This window comes from Rhodoferax sp. (assembly GCF_037143375.1).
GTDB lineage: Bacteria > Pseudomonadota > Gammaproteobacteria > Burkholderiales > Burkholderiaceae_C > Rhodoferax.
In genome coordinates this window covers 1-19,314 of the sequence record NZ_JBAWYV010000003.1, presented here as the reverse complement: position 1 = coordinate 19,314, position 19,314 = coordinate 1, and the positions used below count along the sequence as shown (strand labels likewise).

Below are 19,314 nucleotides of genomic sequence, written 5' to 3'. Positions count from 1 at the left end.
TTTCCGATCTGCTTAGAACTGCAAGCCAGCTTCACGTGCCGCATCAGCCAGCGCTTTAACGCGGCCATGGTACGCAAAACCTGAGCGATCAAACGCAACTTTAACCACACCAACCGCCACGGCTTTTTCAGCCAGGCGTTTGCCAATAGCTTGGGCAGCTGCAACATTGCTACCCTTGCCGCCCAAGGCTTTGCGCACTTCGACTTCTGCCGTAGATGCACTTGCCAAAACTTTTCCACCATCGCCAGAGATTACGCTGGCATAAATGTGCAAGTTGGTACGGTTTACCGTTAAACGAGCTACACCTTGTGAGGCGATCCGAATACGGGTCTGACGAGCCCTGCGAAGACGCTGTTCTTTTTTGGTCAACATGTTGCAGCTCCTTATTTCTTCTTGGTTTCTTTGATTGTGATTTTTTCGTCCGAGTAACGGATACCCTTGCCTTTGTAAGGCTCTGGTGGACGAATTGCACGAATCTCAGCGGCCACTTGACCTACACGTTGGCGGTCAGCACCTTTAATCACGATTTCCGTGGGTGTTGGCGTCGCCACAGTGATACCTTCAGGCATATCTTTGTTGACTGGGTGAGAATATCCCACTGTCAAGTTCAGTTTTGCACCTTGGGCTTGGGCTTTATAACCCACACCGATCAAGCTGAGTTTTTTCTCAAAGCCCTTGGTTACACCAACGACCATGTTGTTCACCAGTTGACGCATAGTGCCACTCATGGCATTTGCTTCACGGGAATCATTCGCAGGTTGAAAGCTCAACTTGCCAGCATCATTTGTCACTTTGACCAAAGAATTTTGGGTCAAGAACAAAGCGCCGCCAGATCCCTTTACGCTGATCTGGTCATCTTTTAATACGACATCCACGCCAGCCGGAACGGCGACGGGCATTTTACCTATACGGGACATTTTCAGTTTCTCCTCAATGTCACGCTTTAGGCGACGTAGCAAAGAACTTCGCCACCGACACCGGTAGCGCGCGCTTTACGATCAGTCATGACGCCCTGGGGAGTTGTGACAATTGCCACACCCAGACCGTTTTGAACTTGGGGAATGGCATCGCTGCCACGGTAAACACGCAAGCCAGGACGGCTCACACGCTCAATGCGCTCGATAACCGGACGACCAGCGTAGTATTTCAGAACGATTTCAAGCTCTGGCTTGCCGTCTAAGGCATTAACCTTGAAGCTGTCAATGTAGCCTTCGTCTTTTAACACTTGTGCAATGGCAATCTTCACTTTGGATGAAGGAACGCTAACAGTAGTTTTTGCTACCATTTGCGCATTGCGAATGCGTGTCAACAAGTCGGCGATGGGATCACTCATGCTCATATATATGTCTCCTACCGCTTACCAGCTGGCCTTGACCATGCCAGGAATTTCCCCAGCAAAAGCCATTTCACGAATTTTTGCACGAGCCAGACCGAAATGCTGGAATGTGCCACGAGGGCGACCGGTGATCGCGCAACGGTTACGCTGACGAGTCGGGTTCGCATTGCGAGGAAGCTTTTGCAGTGCCAAACGTGCCGCAGCGCGTTCTTCTTCTGTGCACTTCAAGTTGCTTGCAATTGCCTTGTATTCCGCGTGTTTTTTCGCGTACTTGGCAACCAGTTTATCGCGCTTAGCTTCGCGTTGGATTAAAGCCATCTTAGCCACAGGTCACCTCAGTTCTTGAACGGAAAACGGAAACCTGTGAGCAGTGCTTTGCACTCATCATCAGTCTTGGCCGTTGTGGTGATGCTGATATTGAGACCACGCAAGGCGTCAACCTTGTCATATTCAATTTCAGGGAAAATAATTTGTTCTTTGACGCCGATGTTGTAGTTACCACGACCATCAAACGCACGACCCGAGATACCCCGGAAGTCACGTACACGAGGCAAAGCCACTGTAACGAAGCGATCAAGAAACTCAAACATCTGAACACCGCGAAGTGTCACCATGCAGCCGATAGCTTGATTCTCACGAATCTTGAAACCAGCGATAGCTTTCTTGGACATCGTCACCACAGGTTTTTGACCTGCAATTTTTGTCAAGTCGCTAACAGCGTGATCCATGACTTTCTTGTCAGCCACTGCTTCACTCACACCCATATTGAGCGTGATTTTTGTCAAGCGAGGAACTTGCATCGGAGATGTATAGCCAAACTTGGCCATCAGCTCTGGTGCTAATTTTTCGCGATAGTGTTGTTGCAAACGAGCCATGCTTATGCCACCTTGATTTCTTCGCCGCTGGACTTGTAAACGCGAAAGCGTTTGCCGTCAGCAGCCAGCTTGATACCAACACGATCAGCTTTACCGGTAGCAGCATTGAAAATGGCTACGTTTGACTGATGAATTGGCATGGATTTTTCAACGATTCCACCAACCGTACCCTTGAGAGGATTTGGCTTGGTGTGTTTTTTAACAACGTTGATGCCTTCGACGAGCACATAAGAGTCGTCTTTACGCGAAGCAATCTTGCCCCGCTTACCCTTATCGCGCCCTGCTAGCACGATGATGTCGTCGCCTTTGCGAATCTTGTTCATGGCGCGTCCTTACAAAACTTCAGGAGCCAGAGACACGATCTTCATGAACTTTTCAGTGCGCAATTCACGCGTCACTGGTCCAAAAATGCGAGTGCCGATGGGCTCTAATTTGGCATTCAGCAACACTGCTGCATTGCCATCGAATTTAACCAAAGAGCCATCGCTACGACGAATGCCCTTGGCTGTACGAACCACTACCGCGCTATAGATCTCGCCTTTTTTGACGCGACCGCGTGGAGCAGCTTCTTTAATACTTACTTTAATAACATCACCAACACTTGCGTAGCGACGCTTTGACCCACCTAGCACCTTAATGCACAGGACGGACTTTGCGCCGGTATTGTCGGCAACTTCTAATCGAGATTCAGCTTGGATCATTTCAATTATTCCCAACTTGCACCAGAACTACCCGCATCAGTTTTTCAACTTACCGCTAGCAACTTTCCAGTCAGTCTTGGGCCCGTCGTCCATAGCATGAACCACTCACACTACTTCCTTTGGGCAGACACTTCATACTTTTTCAAGCGAAGCCCTAGATTATGCAGCCCTTTTATCGACCCGTCAACATTTTCATTACGGCAAACACAAATAATTCTTCGCCGAGTGCAAAAAATGTGTTGAAAGTAACGGGGCTGTGATTGATTAGACTCATGTGCTGTGGCCACTCCTTGTGGCATTTAATATCAAAACCACCCAGACAACCGGAACAGGACTCTCATGAGCAAGCGCATTGCATTCATTGGCGGCGGCAACATGGCCAGCGCCATCATCGGCGGCTTACTCAAACAGGGCTTCGCCCCTGACCACTTGATGGTGGTCGAGCCCTTTGCAGAAGCCCGTGACAAACTCCAGTCCAGTTACGGCGTCACTGCGCAGGCCGAGGCTGGCGCATTTTTAGCCCCGGCCGATCTGGTGATCTGGGCCGTCAAACCCCAAACCTTCAAGGAAGCGGCACTTCAGGTCCAGCCTCACACCCCAAACGCTCTGCATTTGAGTGTGGCCGCAGGCATCCGCAGTGACAGCATTGGCCACTGGCTCGGCACCGACCTCGTGGTGCGCGCCATGCCCAATACGCCAGCGCTGATCGGCAAAGGTATCACTGCCCTGTTTGCCCGACCCGCCGTCACGCCCGAACATAAAAAGTGGGTGGGTGAGGTGATCGCCACCACCGGCCAGTTTCTCTGGTTAGAGGCTGAAGCGCAGCTTGATGCCGTGACCGCCTTGTCTGGCTCCGGGCCGGCTTACATGTTTTATTTCATGGAAGCGATGGTCGAAGCAGGCATGGACCTTGGCCTCGGACGCGACCAGGCTTACCAACTGGCCGTCGCCACGTTCATTGGAGCCGGCGAACTGGCCCGCGCCTCAGATGAAACCCCTGAAACCCTGCGCCAGCGGGTCACCTCCAAGGGCGGCACCACCTATGCAGCACTTACCGCCATGGAGGACGACCACATCAAAGCCCACTTTGTGCGGGCTATGCACGCGGCCAGCCAACGGGCCAAAGAACTGGGCGATGAATTTGGCGGCAATTGATTCTTATCAATTCAGCGAAAAAACAGTCAACCACCTTCTCACAGGGAACGTTGTAGGGCTTCACGTAGCAGGCCTTGAGGCCGATAGACGCGATTTACATTTATCTCAAAGGACCACTTCATGAAAAAACTTCTCTCCGCCCTGATCAGCGCAGCCATCATTGCCTTGCCTTTGGCTGTGATTTCCACTTCAGCAACAGCACAGACCGCTGGCGCACAGACCTCTGGTGCGCAGTCCACCACGCAAGCCAAGCCAGCCAAAGCCAAAGCGGCTAAAAAGCACAAAGCCAAGCACGCTAAAAAGGCCAAGGCTTCCAAAGCCAAAGCCATGCCAGCACAGTAAATCGCAGGCCTTGCGACAGCAGCGCTTCAACGCTGCCTGTCACAACCCAAGCCGCCTCCCAGGCGGCTTTTTTATTTCAGGGCAAAACTAGCGGCAAGGCCCGCAAACATCGTGAACCCGAGCCAGTGGTTCAACCGAAACGCCTTGAAGCAACCTTCGCGCGTGCGTCTGCGAATCAGAGTGAAATGCCAAACCACCTGCGCCAGCACCAGCAAACATGCTATATAAAACATAGCTCCTTGCGTAGGCGAAGCGGGGGCTAGAGCCCAAATAGCTATATAACCCAGATAACACAACATCACCACGGGCACATCCATCCGTCCGAGCGTGATGGCCGATGTTTTCATACCAAGCGCCAGATCGTCGTCACGATCCACCATCGCGTACTCGGTGTCATAGGCCAGCACCCAGCACAAATTACCCAACATCAGCCACCAGGCCAGCGGCGGCACTTGGGTGTGCACGGCCAAAAAGGCCATCGGAATCCCAAAGCTGAAGGCCACACCCAGCACCGCTTGCGGCATGGCGACAAACCGCTTGGCATACGGGTAGGCCAGCGTGACACAAAAAGCCCCTAACGCCCAGGCAATGGTGGCGGCGTTGGTGGTGAGCACCAGCGCCAACGCCAGCAGTGCCAGAACCGCACCGAGCACCAATGCCTCCTTGACGGACACCGCGCCCGTGGTCACCGGTCGCTGGGCCGTGCGCTTGACGTGCCGGTCAAACTCCCGATCGGCCACATCGTTGATGCAGCACCCGGCGCTTCGCATCAGGATCGTGCCCAAGGTAAACACCAGAAACAAATGCCACCCTGGGAAGCCGCCAGCGGCGATCCACAAGGCGCTCAAAGTCGGCCACAGCAGCAGCAGCCAGCCGGCCGGGCGACTCCAGCGAATGAGGTCCAGATACAAGGCCAGTTTGTGGCGCGTGTTCATCACGTCAGTGGGCGCCCTCACAAGCCGAGCAGGCGCAGGTCAAGGCGGCCTTCGTGCAGCGGCGGGCACCAGAAAAAGGCGCCTGTCACGGGTTTGGAAATCTTGAAAAGAGCATCCGTCACGCCATCGTCCTGACCGACCATGCGCCGCATTTGCGCCTCGAAGGCGTCAAAAGACTTGCCAAACGCCACGAACACTAGCCCGGCTTGCTGTCCCAGCGCCCAGGGCATCGAGCGGCGCACCACGAAAGTTGGCGGCTCAAAGTCTTCTTGTGCCGTGCGTTTGATGTGGGCCGAGGGCGGTGCGTCCTTCAATTCTTCGTTATCACTCAGGCGCCGACCGATCGTGTTGTCCTGCTCGACAGTCGCCATGGCATCGAAAGCGTTCAGGTCATGCAGCCATTGCTGCACCGCCATGAAACTGGAGCCGGCCAGACCCGATTGCCCACCCGGCACCAGAGCAGCCTCCACGGCGGCCTCGTCTACCGGGTTTTCCGTGCCATCTTCGTAGCCGGTCAAATCGCGGCCCGAGCCGTGGCGAAACGCGTCAATCAGTTGCGTGAGTTTCAGGGCGGGCGCCAGCGATTTCTCGATTTTTCGGGTCAGATGCACCAGATCGCCGCGGTCGCTGCCGCGCAACCAGCAGCACAAGGCGACCGGCAGGCTGGGCACGTCAACGCCATGGCCCGAGATTGCCTGCATCGGATGCAAACCCGGCACCTGGACTGCCAGCGCCGCGACCAGTTCGGGCCCCAGTCCCACCAACGTTTGCGTGCCATCGGCTACATCGACCAGTCGGGTCAACGCAGCGGACAGGGCATCCACGTTCACCATCGAGAAAAAGAGATAGCGCCCCATCGCCGGTACGGGCGCCAGAATGGCGGGTTGCGAATTACTCATGCGGTCACTTCCTGTTCAGGACAAACGTTGCACGCCCGGCAACTCGCAGGCGTAAATGGCGTTGCGCAGCGCGGCAATCGCCTCGTAGCGGGTAAAGCTGCGCCGCCACGCCAGCACCACGCGACGCGTCGGCGGATCGCCCACAAAGGGCAGGTATTTGATGTACGGGTCTTCGTCGCGCTTGCGTTTGGGCTTGGCGGCAAACGCTTCCTTGGGCACGCTCAAGCGCGGCACCAGCGTCACACCCATGCCGGCGGCCACCATGTGCTTGATGGTTTCCAGCGACGAGCCTTCAAAACTTTTGCGAATGCCTTCGGCGTTGCTTGAAAAACGGGCGAACTCCGGACACACCTCCAGCACATGGTCCCGAAAACAGTGACCCGTGCCCAGCAGCAGCATAGTTTCGCGTTTGAGTTCTTCGGTGCTGATATGGTCTTGCGCGGCCAGCGCGTGGTTGGTGGGCACGGCCGCCAGAAACGGTTCGTCGTACAGCGGCGCAATGGCGAAGCCGGTATCCGGAAAAGGCTCAGCCAGAATCGCGCAGTCAATCTCCCCTGTGCGCAGCATTTCGAGCAGCTTGACGGTGAAGTTTTCTTGCAAAATGAGCGGCATTTGGGGCGTGTGCGTGATCATCTGACGCACAAGATCGGGCAATAAATACGGTCCGATGGTGTAGATCACGCCGAGCGTGAGCGGCCCGGCCAACGGGTCTTTGCCACGCTTGGCAATCTCACGGATAGCGGCGGCCTGCTCCAGCACACTCTGCGCCTGGCGCACGATTTCTTCGCCCAGATGCGTGACCGACACCTCGTTGGCGCTGCGCTCGAAGAGCTTGACCTCCAGCTCCTCTTCGAGCTTTTTAACGGCCACCGACAGCGTTGGTTGCGACACAAAGCAAGCCTCGGCCGCCTTGCCAAAATGGCGTTCCCGGGCCACCGCCACGATGTATTTGAGTTCAGTGAGAGTCATGGCGCTATTGTCCTACCTGAGCGCCGCACGTGCAAAGTCCCGTTGCCATGGGTAAGATATTTGTCCTGATGGCCGAGATTTTGGCCTTCACACTCTGGAGATACATATGAAACAACACTGGATCGCCATCGCCCTTCTCAGTGGATCCGTTTTTGCCGTGGAGCAAACTGCCGCTGAGCTGGTGGCCACCCGTTGCTCGACCTGCCACGGGGCCATGGGGCAATCCACCTCCCCGATTTTCCCCTCGCTGGCATCGCAAAACCCGCAGTACATCGCCAAGCAGTTGCACGATTTCAAGGCCGGCAAACGGGTCAGCGATGTCATGGCACCCCAAGTCGCAGATTTATCCGAGAACAACATCAGCGAACTGGCCGCTTTTTTTGCAGCCAAACCGGCCAAGGTCAACCGGGTTTCAGACGAAGATTTGCTGCCCGTCGGCCAATACATTTACAAGAAGGGCAACAGCTGGTCCGCCCTGCCGGCGTGTGCCAGTTGCCACGGCGACAACGCCCACGGCACGACCGCCCTGCCGCGCTTGGCAGGCCAAAACTCACGCTACCTGATGGGCCAGTTGAAAGACTTCAACCTGCGTGCACGTACCAACGACAACGCCGTCATGCACCTTGTGGCCTCGCGCCTGACGGAACTGGAAACCAAGGCGGTGGCGGATTATTTATCTCAGTTATAGTGAGAATTTGCTACAAACTAAATAGCTGTTCCCACAGTAAATACGGGGGCTAGGCCTTTAAATACTCAGATTTTGTACCGAGCCAGCGCTGCACGTGTTTTTCAGCCAGCGCCGGGTGGCGGTCCAGCATGACAGGCGCCAAGCGGCGCGCCCAGTCCAGCAAGTCACCATCGGTTTCCAGATCGGCAAAACGCAGCATCGCCGCGCCCGATTGGCGCGCACCCAAAAACTCTCCGGGGCCGCGAATCTCCAAATCACGCCGGGCAATCTCGAAACCATCGTTGGTCTCGGCCATGGCTTTCAGGCGTGCGCGTGCGGTCTCACTCAAGCGCGGCGCATCACCGGTGGAATACAGCAGCACGCAGGCCGACGCCGCCGCTCCACGCCCGACCCTGCCACGCAACTGATGCAACTGACTCAGGCCAAAACGCTCGGCGTGCTCAATCACCATCAGCGAAGCGTTGGGCACATCGACGCCGACTTCAATCACCGTGGTGCTGACCAGCACGCCCATCTGACCGCTGGTGAACAAGGCCATCACCGCCTTCTTCTCGGCCACCGGCATACGCGAGTGCAGCAACCCGATTTGCAGCGGCACGCCTGTCGGCCCGACACAGCCGGCCAGCGCCGCGCTCAACTGGGCGTGGGTTTCGGTAGCATTGGTCAAATCCAGCGCTTCGCTTTCTTCAATCAGCGGACACACCCAGTAGATTTGCCGCCCCTCGGTCAGCTGGGCGCGAATGCGTTCAATCACTTCATCGCGCCGAGAATCGTTCACCACCTTGGTGATGATGGGCGTGCGCCCGGGCGGCAATTCGTCAATGGTCGACACATCCAGATCGGCGTAATAACTCATGGCCAGCGTGCGCGGTATCGGGGTCGCGGTCATCATCAAGAGGTGTGGCTCCAGCAGGGCTGGAGAGTCGTCCGTAGGTGCCGTCAACTTGCTGCGCAGCGCCAGCCGCTGCGCCACGCCAAAGCGGTGCTGCTCGTCGATGATGGCCAGCGCCAGGTTTTTGAACACCACTTTGTCCTGAATGATGGCGTGCGTGCCCACCACCAACCCGGCCTCGCCGCTGGCAATCAGCGCCAGCATCTCGCGCCGCTCCTTGGTCTTCTGACTGCCGGTGAGCCAGGCGGTCTTGATGCCCAGCGGCTCCAGCCAACTCACCAGCTTGGCAAAGTGCTGCGTCGCCAGAATCTCGGTCGGCGCCATCAGGGCGCACTGCCAACCGGTGTCAATGCAAATGGCCGCTGCCAGCGCCGCCACCACCGTTTTGCCTGAGCCCACATCGCCTTGCAGCAGGCGGTGCATCGGCACCGGCTTGTGTAGGTCGCGCATGATTTCGGCACTGACGCGGCGTTGGGCGGCGGTGAGTTGAAACGGAAGCGCGGCGAGCAAACGCTCGTGCAAAGGGCCAAGCCCAACAACCGGCTCAGGACGAACAGTTAAATCGGCAACAGCCTTGATCAAGGACGCAGACTGACTCTGCGCTGGCTTCGGCGCCAGCACCGGCGCCCGCAACTTGTCGCGCTCGCGCTTGGCCTGCAATTGCGACAGTTGCTGCGCTAACAGTTCCTCGGCTTTCAGGCGCTGCCAGGCCGGGTGGCTGTGGTCTTCCAGCGTGGCGAGCGCCACATCGGGCGTCGGGTTATGCAAAAAATATAGCGCCTCACGTAGGATCCACGAGGGCTGCAAGCCTATTTTATATAAATCTTCAGCCAACACCGTGTCTGACAACTCAGCCCGCGCCAAGCCGCCCTGCACCGCCCGGCGCAGGTAGGCTTGCGGCAAACCGGCCACCGTCGGGTAAACAGGCGTCAACGCGCTCGCCAGCTCACCGCCTGCGGGTCGGAACGCCGGGTGCATCATCGTCAAGCCCATGAACCCGCCCCGAATCTCACCCCGCGCCCGAATGACGTTGCCCACGGCCAGCGCCTTTTGCTGCGTCGGGTAGAAGCTGAAAAAGCGCAGCATGCAGGTCTCCGTGCCATCGTCAAGCGTCACCAGCAACTGGCGGTGGCCCGTGATCTTGACCTCGCAGTGGGTCACCACGCCCTCAATCTGGGCCACCTCGCCTTCGCGCACGTCGGCCAATTTGACGAGCCGGGTTTCGTCCTCGTATCGCAGCGGCAGGTGCAGCGCCAGGTCAATCGCCCGCACCAAACCGAGTTTGCTTAAGGCTTTTTGGGGGCCGGTCAGGGGTTTAGCGGGTGGGTTAGCGGGTAGGGATGGCATTTGATGATTTTGCCCGGTCTGGTTGGCTGATTCAAAAAGCTCCAGAGTCGCATGTCAAGCGCCGGCCCGAGTTGTAGCCAGACTCGAACAACTTCTAGGCTGCCATGTTGATCGAACGTGCGCTACGCCCACGATCCGAATATTGGATTATCGAAATTTCAAATCTATTCTTCAATATCCCCCGTTTGGGGGATATCAATTTCATGCTTTAGATCTTACGATCACCGGTGATGGATTGGCATCCATTAACCAGCCCTATTTCGTAGCGACGTCAATTGACAACGCTCAAGAACAACCCAAAATAAAACCAAGGGAATCTTCTCAATGGTCACTTTAGCCAAGCAAAGCTTCGTCAAAACCAGATGGATGGCCACTGCCATCACGGCCTCAGCACTTTTTACGGGGTGTGCCGTACAAACGCCGCCCGTTTCAATTAAAGAGTCTCCGCAATCCACCGCAGCCCAAAAAACCGCCCAGCTCACAGTGGTCGCAGCGGCGCCGGTCAAGCCCACGCTAAAACGAAAAATCGCTCTCGGCCGCATCACCAATGAAACGTCATTTGGTCGCTCGCTATTGCGCGACTCAGCGGGCGACCCTCTGGGCAAACAGGTAACCGATTTGCTCAGCAAGTCCCTGACCGAATCCGGCGCCTACGTCGTATTTGAGCGTCCTGACATCGGCAAGCTCAAGGACGAAAGCGCCCTCACTGGCGCGAAGCTGAACATCATTGGCGTGGATGCGCTGATTATTGGTTCTCTGACCGAATTTGGCCGCAAGACGGTGGGGCAGTCCGGCTTTGTCTCTTCCAGCAAAAAACAAGTGGCCTTTGCCAAAGTAGATTTGCGCGTGGTCGACGTCACCACTGGACAAGTGTTCTTTGCCACCTCAGGCGCAGGCGAATCGTCGACCGAATCGGCGTCCACCTTCGGATTCGGCTCACAAGCGTCTTATGACGGCACGCTGAATGACTCGGCCATCCGGCAAGCCATTTCCGAGGCGGTGAACCGTCTTTCCACCGAGATGGCAGGGCGGCCATGGCAAACCTTCTTCCTGTCTGCCGAGCAAAACCAGTACTTTGTTGCTGGCGGCAAATCACAAGGCCTGCGGCCGGGAATGGTCTTCTCAGTGCAAACGCTGGGAGCCAAGATCAAGTCACCGCAAACCGGGTTTGAAATCTCTTTGCCAGGTCGTGAAATTGCTCAACTGCGCATCGACGCTAACTTTGGCGACTCCGAAGCGACTGAGGGTTCCGTCGGGAGTCTCGTGAGTGGCTCGATTCAGGGTTTCAAAATTGAACAGTTGGTCATTCGTGTCAAGGAGGCTTCCTAATGGTTACCCAAAAATATCTGACTGCTGGACTGCTGACGCTCGCCCTGACGGGTCTCGTGGGCTGTGTTCAGTTTCCCACGGAGAAGCAAAGCGTGGTGGACTTGCGTCCGCAAATTTCATTCCGCTTTGACCCGACCGATGCACGCATGAACGAAGCGCGCGTACTGGTCAATGGCCTCGACTCGGGTCGCCTGGGCGACTTCATGGATGGCAAAGGCGCCTTGCGGGTCTTGTCTGGCACGCACGCGGTTCAGGTTGTCAGTGGCGCTGAGGTGCTGCTAAATGAACGCGCTTACCTGGGAGACGGCGTGGCTCGCCCGTTCAACGTCAAATGAGAACTCAACACATGAAATTATTTCTGCTTCTGGTATGCGGTCTGCTGATGACTGGTTGCGCCAATCGCGGCGGTCTGTACCAGTGGGGCGGCTATGACGGCATGCTTTACCAGTCGTACAAGAACCCCGAAAAGTCGCTGGAACTCCGCCAGAGTCTTGAGCTTCATATTGGGAAAATGGAACAAAACAAGCAAAAAACGGCACCGGGTCTGTACGCAGAACTGGGCACCTTGTACCTTCAAGAAGGTGACGCGACCAAGGCCGTGGCGATGTATACCAAAGAACGCGATGCCTGGCCGGAAAGCAAGGGACTGATGGACTCGCTGATCAACAACGTTGGCAAGCGTGCCATCGTCAAGAAAGAGGTGAAATCATGAAAATGATCAAACTGCTGCTGTGTTTATTCGCCGTTGTGCTGACGGGTTGTGTGACTGCGCCGGCCAAAAAAGACCTGAGTGCCTTCAACACGGCTGCGCCCCGTTCGATTCTGGTGGTTCCAGTCATCAACAAAACGCTGGACGTTGATGCGCCCAATTACCTGCTGTCGACCTTGACCATTCCGCTGGCCGAAAAAGGGTTCTACGTTTTCCCGGTGAACACCGCCAAGTTTGTCCTTGAACAGGAAGGCTTTTACGAGGGTGAACAAATCCACAACCAACCACCCGAGGTGCTTGCCAACTTGTTTGGTGCCGATGCGGTTTTGTACGTCACGATCAAGCGCTGGGATGCCCAGTACGCCCTTATCACGACCACCGTGACTGTGGAATTTGACTATCGGATGGTGGCCAAAGACGGCACCGAAATCTGGAAGGCCAACCAAAAAATGCAGTACGCCCCGCAAAACAACAATTCGGGAAATCCACTTGCCATGTTGATTACTGCGGCCATCAATGCAGCCGTGGCTCGGGCAGCGCCGAACTACATGCCGTTGACCCAACAGGCCAACCAGCAAGTTTTTGTACTGGGGCCCAACGCCATACCCAACGGACCTTACCTCAAAGCCAAAGAGTGACACCATAAAAATGGTAGAAAATTGGTGATTGGCAATTTCGATACGTCCTCCCAAGTTCTGAATTAATAAAGCAGCCTTTGAGCTGCTTTATTTTTTAAAATTAATAACAGTCTCACGTGCTGCGCACGCTTACAACTATTCAACTCGGGAAATTGTTTACTTAAGGCGGCATCCCTTCAATAGTCACCTGCCACGTTTCCCGTTCATGGTCGGCGAATCACGCCCCAGACTGCGACAATCCCGGTCTTTATCCAACTTGGTACGGGTTCGTCCAACCCTCAAGCACTATGCCTATATCTACGCCCAACGCCGCTCGCACTTACTGTTTGAGCGACTTCGACTTCATACTGCCAGAAGCACTGATTGCCCAATTCCCCGCCACCGAGCGCAGCGGCTCCCGGCTGCTCGACGGCACCAACGCCACGCCCTCGGACCGGATTTTTCGCGAACTGCCGAGCTTGCTGCGCCGGGGCGATCTGGTGATCTTCAATGACACCAAAGTGCTCAACGCCCGCTTGTTTGGCGAAAAGCCCACCGGCGGCAAACTGGAACTGCTGGTCGAACGCGTGCTGGGCGGCAACCAGGTGGCGGCCCACATGCGCGTTAGCAAAAAACCCGAGGTCGGCACCACCGTTGCATTGGTCGGCGCACCCGGCACGCACGACAACCTGCGCGCCACGCTGCTGGGCCGCTGGCCGGATGACGAAGGGGCGATGTTCCGCTTTGTGCTGTCCAACGATGCGGGCGACGACCCTCACACCTTGATGGCGCTGCACGGTCATGTGCCGTTGCCGCCGTACATCACCCACGCTGACTCGGCCGAAGATGCCGCGCGCTACCAGACGGTGTTTGCCAAAAACCCGGGCGCCGTGGCGGCACCGACCGCTGCACTGCATTTTGACAATGCACTGCTGGACGCACTCGATGCCATGGGCGTGGAGCGCGCCCATGTCACGCTGCATGTGGGCGCGGGCACGTTTCAGCCGGTCAAAACTGAAAATCTGGCCGAGCACCAGATGCACAGCGAGTGGTACGAGGTGCCTGGCGCCACCCAGCACGCGATTGAGCAGTGTCGGGCGCGGGGTGGCCGCATCATTGCGGTCGGCACCACCACCGTGCGCACACTGGAGTCGTGGGCGCAAACGGGCCAAACCACCGGCGACACCCAGATTTTCATCACGCCGGGCTTTGAGTTCAAGGTGGTGGACGTGCTGGTCACCAACTTTCACCTGCCCAAGTCGAGTCTGATGATGCTGGTGAGCGCGTTTGCCGGTTACGAGCGCGTCATGGACCTGTACCGCCACGCTATTGCCACCGAATACCGGTTTTTCAGCTATGGCGATGCGATGTTATTGGCACGTTCAGAACGTTGATTTAACGTCGAATAAACAACGCTTTGAACGATAAACTTGTTTATTTGAGTAATCAAACGAAATGAACCCGTTCCAAAAGCGCACCGCCATTCGTATCGCCGCCGTCAGCATCTTGCTGGCTTCGCTGGCCAGCCCTGTGGCCTGGTTCGTGGCCCGAGAACATGCTGAAGAAGGCATTGTTTTGCTGGCCATGGAGGAGTCCGGGCGCCTGCTGCACCAGCATAACGCCATCAATTTGACCGGGCCCGATGCCACTGAGCACGCAACCAAAGCAGCCAAGACCATTGTGGGGGGTTTGTTTGACATCGCAGAAATCTACGACCGCCAAGGTGAAAAAATGGCCGAGTCGATGACCCGGGAAGGTCAAGCCGTAGAGTCTTCGGTGCCCAAGCATGGCGCGCCCAACTACGTGACGGCCTCCTACGAAAGTTTGAAACTCCCCGGCGATCTCTGGGTCATGCGCGTATTCGTGCCGCTGCGCGATTCGGCCACCGACCTGCGCCTGCCCGTCACAGGCTATTTTGAAGGCGTGCGGGTGGTGCCCGCATGGCAAAGTGAGCAGATTCGCGCGAACGCCTTGAGCGTCGCCCTGATGGTCTGCCTGGCCTCCTTGTTGTGCGGCGGGGTGCTGTACCCGGTGGTGGTGCGCTTGTCAGCCGACAACGAGCGCAAGGCACGTGAAGTGCTCGACTCTCACATCTCGATGATGGAAGCGCTTGGGCGTGCCATTGCCAAGCGCGACTCCGACACCGGCGCGCACAACTACCGGGTGGCCTGGATCAGCGCCAGCATGGCCGAACAAATGGGCATCACCGGCAGCGCCATGCAGGCCCTGATAGCCGGCAGCTTTTTGCACGATGTCGGCAAGATCGGCATCCCGGACGCCATCCTGCTCAAACCCGGCAAGCTGGACGAGGCCGAGTTCGTCATCATGCGCACCCACGTCGCGCAGGGCGAAGAAATCGTCACCGGCATGGGCTGGCTCGATGGCGCCAATGCGGTGGTGGCCGGGCACCACGAAAAGTGGAATGGCTCGGGCTACCCGCGCCAACTCGCCGGCAACGACATTGCGCTGTCAGCCCGCATCTTCGCTGTTGCCGACGTTTTTGATGCCCTCTGTTCCAAGCGCCCTTACAAGGAACCGATGGGGTTCGATGCCGCCATGGCGATTCTGGAGAAAGACACCGGCAGCCACTTCGACCCGGCCGTGATGGCGGTGTTTCGCCCGATGGCGCGCGACATTTTTGATCGTCTGGCCGGTTGCTCTGAGATCGACACCAAAAAACTGCTCGAAGACCGCGTGCGCCAGCATTTTGAGATGTGACGGGTTGGCAGACCGGTCGGGCGCATGAAAGACAATAGCGCCCATGCTGAAATTTGAACTGCTCCAAAACGACCCCACCAGTCACGCCCGTCGTGGCCAACTCACGCTCAACCACGGTGTGGTGCAAACCCCCATCTTCATGCCCGTGGGCACCTACGGCACCGTCAAAGGTGTCACGCCGACCAGCCTCGAAGACATGGGTGCCCAAATCATTCTGGGCAACACCTTTCACCTGTGGATGCGCCCCGGGCTGGACGTGATGGCCCAATTTGGCGGCCTGCACCAGTTCGAAAAATGGGACAAACCGATCCTCACCGACTCCGGTGGTTTTCAGGTCTGGAGCCTGGGCGAAATGCGCAAGATTGCCGAAGAAGGCGTCAAATTCTCCAGCCCGGTCAACGGCGACAAGCTCTTTTTGACGCCCGAGATTTCGATGCAAATCCAGACCGTGCTCAACAGCGACATCGTGATGCAGTTTGACGAATGCACACCCTATATTTCGGTCGAGCCCAAAACCAAAGGCCAGCTCACCACCGAAGCCGAGGCGCGCTACTCGATGGAACTGAGCTTGCGCTGGGCCAAGCGCTGCCAGACCGAATTCACCAAACTGGAAAACCCCAACGCGCTGTTTGGCATCGTGCAAGGCGGCATGTTTGAGCACCTGCGCCAGGAGTCGCTGGAGCAGCTGGTGGCGATGGATTTCCCCGGTTACGCCGTGGGTGGCGTGAGCGTCGGCGAGCCCAAGGACGAAATGTTGCGCATCATGGCGCACACGCCGCACCGCCTGCCGGCGCACAAACCGCGCTACCTGATGGGGGTTGGCACGCCGGAAGACCTGGTGCAAGGCGTGAGTGAGGGTGTAGACATGTTTGACTGCGTCATGCCGACCCGCAATGCCCGCAACGGCACCCTGTTCACCCGCTTTGGCGACCTCAAAATCCGCAACGCCCGCCACAAGCTCGACGAGCAACCGCTGGACGCCACCTGCACCTGCTACGCCTGCGCCGGCAGCGCTGGCGTGTCGTGGGCCGATGGCGGTCGCGCCGGTTTCAGCCGCGCCTACCTGCACCACCTCGACCGCTGCGGCGAAATGCTCGGCCCCATGCTGGCCAGCATTCACAACCTGCATTACTACCTGGCGCTGATGACCGAAGTGCGCGCCGCGCTTGACGTGGGCGCGTTTGCCGCGTTCCGGGTGCAATTCAAGGCTGATCGGGCGCGCGGGGTTTAAGCCCTGAATCGCTATTAAATAAATAGCTACTCACGCAAGCAGAACGGGGGCTAGAGGCTAATTACTTGTAAATACGGCGAGTACACCGGTGTAGCCATACAGGTGATTACGGGCGATTTCGCCACTGGCAAAGAAGCCGACCAGCGGTACATCACCCAGCGCCCGGCGCACGATTTGCAGTTCGGCACTGGGGCCGCCAAAGTGCGGGCCACCACGGCCGGAGCAACTCACGTAAATCGCCCCCGCAATGCCGCGTGCCGGATGCGGGGCTGCGTCAGCTTCCGAGGCCAGCAGCGCGCTCACAGTTTCTACCGGCAATTCCTGCGGTTCCAGTTCTTCGCGAATTTCGGCGCACACCCGCATCAAATCGGCCTTGGCGGCCTTGGCATTGCGCTGGCAAAAGGCCAGTTGCATGCCTTCGTGCAGCTCGGTCGCCACGGCGACACCGCGGCGCGCCGGGTCCAGCCCGATGATGTGGCGCACCAGCACGTCGCTGCCAAAGTTGCCGGTGCGGCTCACGGCCACGCCATCACCGGCCAGGCCACCGCTGTCAGCCGACTGCATCACGCCCACCAGCGTGGCGCGCACCGCCATGAGCGCTTGCTCGGGCTGCTCCAGCGTCACATTGAGTTCGCGCAACATCACATCCAGCGCCGCTTCACCGTCCAGTCCGAACACCACATGGTTGTCGGCTTCGGTCACCCGGTGCGCCTTGGAAACCGGCAAACAACCCTGCGTCACGCGCGACACCAGGTTCACGCCGTCGCCAAAGGCCACACCGCTCAGGCCACCGCTAAAGACGCCACTGGCAGCGCCCTGCCCGCTGATGTTGCCGTTGCCGCCCACGGCAAACTGAACCGACTTGGAACGACTCGCCGACAAGCCGCCAAACAGATAGCCTGAGGTCGTGCGTGAAGCCATTTCCTCGATCAATTCGGCCACATCGTGGGTTTCAGCATCGGCATGAATCAGGGCGGTGTGGGCTTCAAAACCCAAACCCAAAGGCGCGACACCGGAGAACACCCGGTACTGGTCTGGCGGTATATCGCACAGCATGACGACCATCGCGGGCTCGTCAAAATACTCAACGTTGTTGGACGCCACGCCAATGCCCACGGTGCCCGACCAGTCGGTGACCTCAGGCAACTCGGCGCTCAGGTGATCCAATATCTCTTGGGCATGGCCCACGTAATGGTCGGTGATGTAGAGCAGCGCCAGCGTCGGGTTGCTGGCGTAGCCGTGCAGGGCCATTTGGGCCCGCAGTTGTGCCAACACCAAACCGGCCGCCATGCGCCACTGGGGGTGCGTGGCATGGCCATAGGGAAAAAGCTTCATCACCGAACTCGCTCGTTGTGTCGATCCTGCCGCGCTTGGCAGATTATTTGGTTGTTTTCTTAGCGGCCGGCTTGGCTGCTGGCTTGGCAGCCGCCTTCACCGGAGCTTTGGCAGCTGGCTTGGCTGGGGTGCTGGTTTTGACAACGCTGGCCACTACTTTTTTGGTCGCCTCAACCGCGTCCTTGGCCATGCCGGCGGCCAGGTTTTTGGTGGCGTCCATCGCGGCATTGGCGCCGACTTCTTTCAGTGCGCTGGCGGCGATGTTCTGAAACTGTTGCGTGAGCGCACCCCAGAGCAGCATCGGATCCACCATCGGAGGTGTCGGCGTAACAACGGCCTCGGCCGCCTCTGGCGCAGCAGCGGAAGCGGCGGCAGCGGCTGCTGCCTTGCTGGCTTCGCGCACTTTGTGGGCGGCGGCTTCTGCTTCAGCGGCCAGTTCCGAAATAGTCTTGGAGGTAGGGGCAGCACTTTCGGGCGCGGCCTTCATTTTGAACATATTGGCCATATCGCCAATGTTGACGTTCATGCCCTTGAGCGTGGCGAGCGTCATTTTTTGCACTTCAAGCGCCTGAATGGTGGCGCCCAGGGCTTTGGAATTTTGATCGAGCCAGAAATGCACGGTCTTGAGTTCAGAAATGCGCTTATCCAGTTCCTCGACGCTCAGGGTCGGAGCAATCCAGCTGGCCAGGTTCGGCATTTGCGGCAGCTTGTCGGCGGCCCCTTTGGTCAGGTTCTGAAGAAAGTCAAAGCCGGGGACGAATTTACCGAAACCAGTGTTCTGTGAATCACTCATATTTGCTCCTTGGGGTTGTCTAAATTAAACCGATGACAGCTTACCCCAATGCGCACCAAATATCGATGTCCAGGCACCCTGTTTAGGCCCTGTTTATGCGAAGTTGCTCAGTCCAGCCAGGCTTTCAGCATCGCCGCATCGGGCGCGCCGATGCAGCGTTGAACCACTCCGCTGCGCCCGATCAGCACCACGTAGGGCGTGACGTTGCGCCACTTGGGGTCAACCGACTGCCGTATTTCGGGCTCGAAGCCCTCGAAGGCATAAATTCGGGTGGCGCCCTGGTAATGGTGGGCGTGGGCCAGCGCGCGCTCGCCCTGCACATCCATCACCACGGCGGCCAACTCGACCTTTTTATGCGACGCCAGCACTGCGGCATTCAACTGCTCAAAAGCGTCCGGGCAGGTCGGGCAATAGGTGGTGGTGAACACATAGGCCGCCGGGCG

Annotated in this window: 24 protein-coding genes; 10 read left to right on the top strand and 14 right to left on the bottom strand. The window is 57.6% G+C overall.

Features of this window, described 5'->3' with window-relative positions; genetic code table 11:
* Positions 1-12: 12 nt before the first annotated feature.
* Genes rplR through rplN form a run of 7 tightly spaced genes read right to left on the bottom strand, consistent with a single transcriptional unit; the run spans position 13 to position 2,912 of the window.
* Positions 13-372, bottom strand: a complete 360-nt coding sequence (rplR, locus tag WCG50_RS00865; RefSeq protein ID WP_336897666.1) for a 50S ribosomal protein L18 — start codon at positions 370-372, stop codon at positions 13-15.
* A gap of 11 nt (positions 373-383) precedes the next feature.
* Positions 384-917, bottom strand: a complete 534-nt coding sequence (gene rplF, locus WCG50_RS00860) for a 50S ribosomal protein L6 (RefSeq protein WP_336897665.1) — start codon at positions 915-917, stop codon at positions 384-386.
* Between the two features lie 26 nt (positions 918-943).
* Entirely contained in the window at positions 944-1,339 is a 396-nt protein-coding gene (gene rpsH / locus WCG50_RS00855) for a 30S ribosomal protein S8 (RefSeq protein WP_336897664.1), read from the bottom strand.
* Between the two features lie 18 nt (positions 1,340-1,357).
* Entirely contained in the window at positions 1,358-1,663 is a 306-nt protein-coding gene (gene rpsN, locus WCG50_RS00850; RefSeq protein ID WP_336897663.1) for a 30S ribosomal protein S14, read from the bottom strand.
* A gap of 8 nt (positions 1,664-1,671) precedes the next feature.
* Positions 1,672-2,211, bottom strand: coding sequence for a 50S ribosomal protein L5 (rplE, locus tag WCG50_RS00845; protein ID WP_336897662.1), 540 nt, complete (start codon positions 2,209-2,211; stop codon positions 1,672-1,674).
* 2 nt (positions 2,212-2,213) lie between these two features.
* Positions 2,214-2,534, bottom strand: a complete 321-nt coding sequence (gene rplX / locus WCG50_RS00840; protein WP_336897661.1) for a 50S ribosomal protein L24 — start codon at positions 2,532-2,534, stop codon at positions 2,214-2,216.
* A 9-nt stretch (positions 2,535-2,543) separates the two neighbouring features.
* Positions 2,544-2,912, bottom strand: coding sequence for a 50S ribosomal protein L14 (gene rplN, locus WCG50_RS00835; protein WP_114972526.1), 369 nt, complete (start codon positions 2,910-2,912; stop codon positions 2,544-2,546).
* A gap of 339 nt (positions 2,913-3,251) precedes the next feature.
* Between rplN and proC the strand changes: the two genes are divergently transcribed.
* Entirely contained in the window at positions 3,252-4,067 is an 816-nt protein-coding gene (gene proC, locus WCG50_RS00830; protein WP_336897660.1) for a pyrroline-5-carboxylate reductase, read from the top strand.
* A gap of 120 nt (positions 4,068-4,187) precedes the next feature.
* Entirely contained in the window at positions 4,188-4,409 is a 222-nt protein-coding gene (locus WCG50_RS00825; protein ID WP_336897659.1) for a hypothetical protein, read from the top strand.
* 71 nt (positions 4,410-4,480) lie between these two features.
* Here the strand turns inward: WCG50_RS00825 and ubiA are convergent, their stop codons facing one another.
* The 3 genes from ubiA to WCG50_RS00810 are packed head-to-tail and all read right to left on the bottom strand — an operon-like array spanning position 4,481 to position 7,212.
* Positions 4,481-5,344: a 4-hydroxybenzoate octaprenyltransferase gene (gene ubiA / locus WCG50_RS00820; RefSeq protein WP_336897658.1), complete on the bottom strand. Its 864-nt coding sequence runs from the start codon at positions 5,342-5,344 to the stop codon at positions 4,481-4,483.
* A gap of 17 nt (positions 5,345-5,361) precedes the next feature.
* The gene (locus WCG50_RS00815) at positions 5,362-6,243 is read right to left on the bottom strand and encodes a Dyp-type peroxidase (RefSeq protein WP_336897657.1); all 882 of its coding nucleotides are present in this window, start codon (positions 6,241-6,243) and stop codon (positions 5,362-5,364) included.
* Positions 6,244-6,258: 15 nt separating this feature from the next.
* Positions 6,259-7,212: a LysR substrate-binding domain-containing protein gene (locus WCG50_RS00810; RefSeq protein ID WP_336897656.1), complete on the bottom strand. Its 954-nt coding sequence runs from the start codon at positions 7,210-7,212 to the stop codon at positions 6,259-6,261.
* A 106-nt stretch (positions 7,213-7,318) separates the two neighbouring features.
* Here WCG50_RS00810 and WCG50_RS00805 point away from each other — a divergent pair, with 106 nt between their 5' ends.
* Positions 7,319-7,900, top strand: coding sequence for a c-type cytochrome (locus tag WCG50_RS00805; RefSeq protein ID WP_336897655.1), 582 nt, complete (start codon positions 7,319-7,321; stop codon positions 7,898-7,900).
* Positions 7,901-7,949: 49 nt separating this feature from the next.
* On the opposite strand, the gene recG is transcribed toward WCG50_RS00805, so the two are convergent.
* The gene (recG, locus tag WCG50_RS00800; RefSeq protein WP_336897654.1) at positions 7,950-10,139 is read right to left on the bottom strand and encodes an ATP-dependent DNA helicase RecG; all 2,190 of its coding nucleotides are present in this window, start codon (positions 10,137-10,139) and stop codon (positions 7,950-7,952) included.
* A 366-nt stretch (positions 10,140-10,505) separates the two neighbouring features.
* On the opposite strand from recG, the gene WCG50_RS00795 reads away from it, so the two are divergent.
* The 7 genes from WCG50_RS00795 to tgt all read left to right on the top strand — a co-directional run bounded on the left by WCG50_RS00795 (position 10,506) and on the right by tgt (position 16,743).
* Positions 10,506-11,468 (top strand): CsgG/HfaB family protein, encoded by a 963-nt coding sequence (locus WCG50_RS00795; RefSeq protein ID WP_336897653.1) that lies wholly within the window; start codon positions 10,506-10,508, stop codon positions 11,466-11,468.
* On the top strand, positions 11,468-11,803 hold the full coding sequence (locus WCG50_RS00790; RefSeq protein ID WP_336897652.1) for a hypothetical protein: 336 nt from the start codon (positions 11,468-11,470) through the stop codon (positions 11,801-11,803). Before WCG50_RS00795 ends, WCG50_RS00790 begins: the two co-directional genes overlap by 1 nt.
* An 11-nt stretch (positions 11,804-11,814) precedes the next feature.
* Positions 11,815-12,180 carry a DUF4810 domain-containing protein gene (locus WCG50_RS00785; RefSeq protein ID WP_336897651.1) on the top strand — a complete coding sequence of 122 codons (366 nt, stop codon included), beginning with the start codon at positions 11,815-11,817 and terminating at the stop codon, positions 12,178-12,180.
* On the top strand, positions 12,177-12,815 hold the full coding sequence (locus WCG50_RS00780) for a GNA1162 family protein (RefSeq protein WP_336897650.1): 639 nt from the start codon (positions 12,177-12,179) through the stop codon (positions 12,813-12,815). The genes WCG50_RS00785 and WCG50_RS00780 overlap by 4 nt, the downstream gene beginning before the upstream one ends.
* A gap of 287 nt (positions 12,816-13,102) precedes the next feature.
* Positions 13,103-14,188 (top strand): tRNA preQ1(34) S-adenosylmethionine ribosyltransferase-isomerase QueA, encoded by a 1,086-nt coding sequence (gene queA / locus WCG50_RS00775; RefSeq protein WP_336897649.1) that lies wholly within the window; start codon positions 13,103-13,105, stop codon positions 14,186-14,188.
* A gap of 61 nt (positions 14,189-14,249) precedes the next feature.
* The gene (locus WCG50_RS00770; RefSeq protein WP_336897648.1) at positions 14,250-15,512 is read left to right on the top strand and encodes an HD domain-containing phosphohydrolase; all 1,263 of its coding nucleotides are present in this window, start codon (positions 14,250-14,252) and stop codon (positions 15,510-15,512) included.
* A gap of 43 nt (positions 15,513-15,555) precedes the next feature.
* Complete coding sequence (gene tgt / locus WCG50_RS00765) at positions 15,556-16,743, top strand: tRNA guanosine(34) transglycosylase Tgt (RefSeq protein WP_336897647.1); 1,188 nt, start codon at positions 15,556-15,558, stop codon at positions 16,741-16,743.
* Between the two features lie 57 nt (positions 16,744-16,800).
* Here tgt and WCG50_RS00760 read toward each other — a convergent pair whose 3' ends face one another.
* From WCG50_RS00760 to WCG50_RS00750, 3 genes are all read right to left on the bottom strand, one after another.
* Entirely contained in the window at positions 16,801-18,078 is a 1,278-nt protein-coding gene (locus WCG50_RS00760) for an FIST C-terminal domain-containing protein (RefSeq protein ID WP_336897646.1), read from the bottom strand.
* A gap of 43 nt (positions 18,079-18,121) precedes the next feature.
* Complete coding sequence (locus WCG50_RS00755; protein ID WP_336897645.1) at positions 18,122-18,871, bottom strand: PhaM family polyhydroxyalkanoate granule multifunctional regulatory protein; 750 nt, start codon at positions 18,869-18,871, stop codon at positions 18,122-18,124.
* Positions 18,872-18,978: 107 nt separating this feature from the next.
* The coding region (locus tag WCG50_RS00750) for a hypothetical protein (RefSeq protein WP_336897644.1) at positions 18,979-19,314 on the bottom strand (336 nt) is incomplete at its 5' end.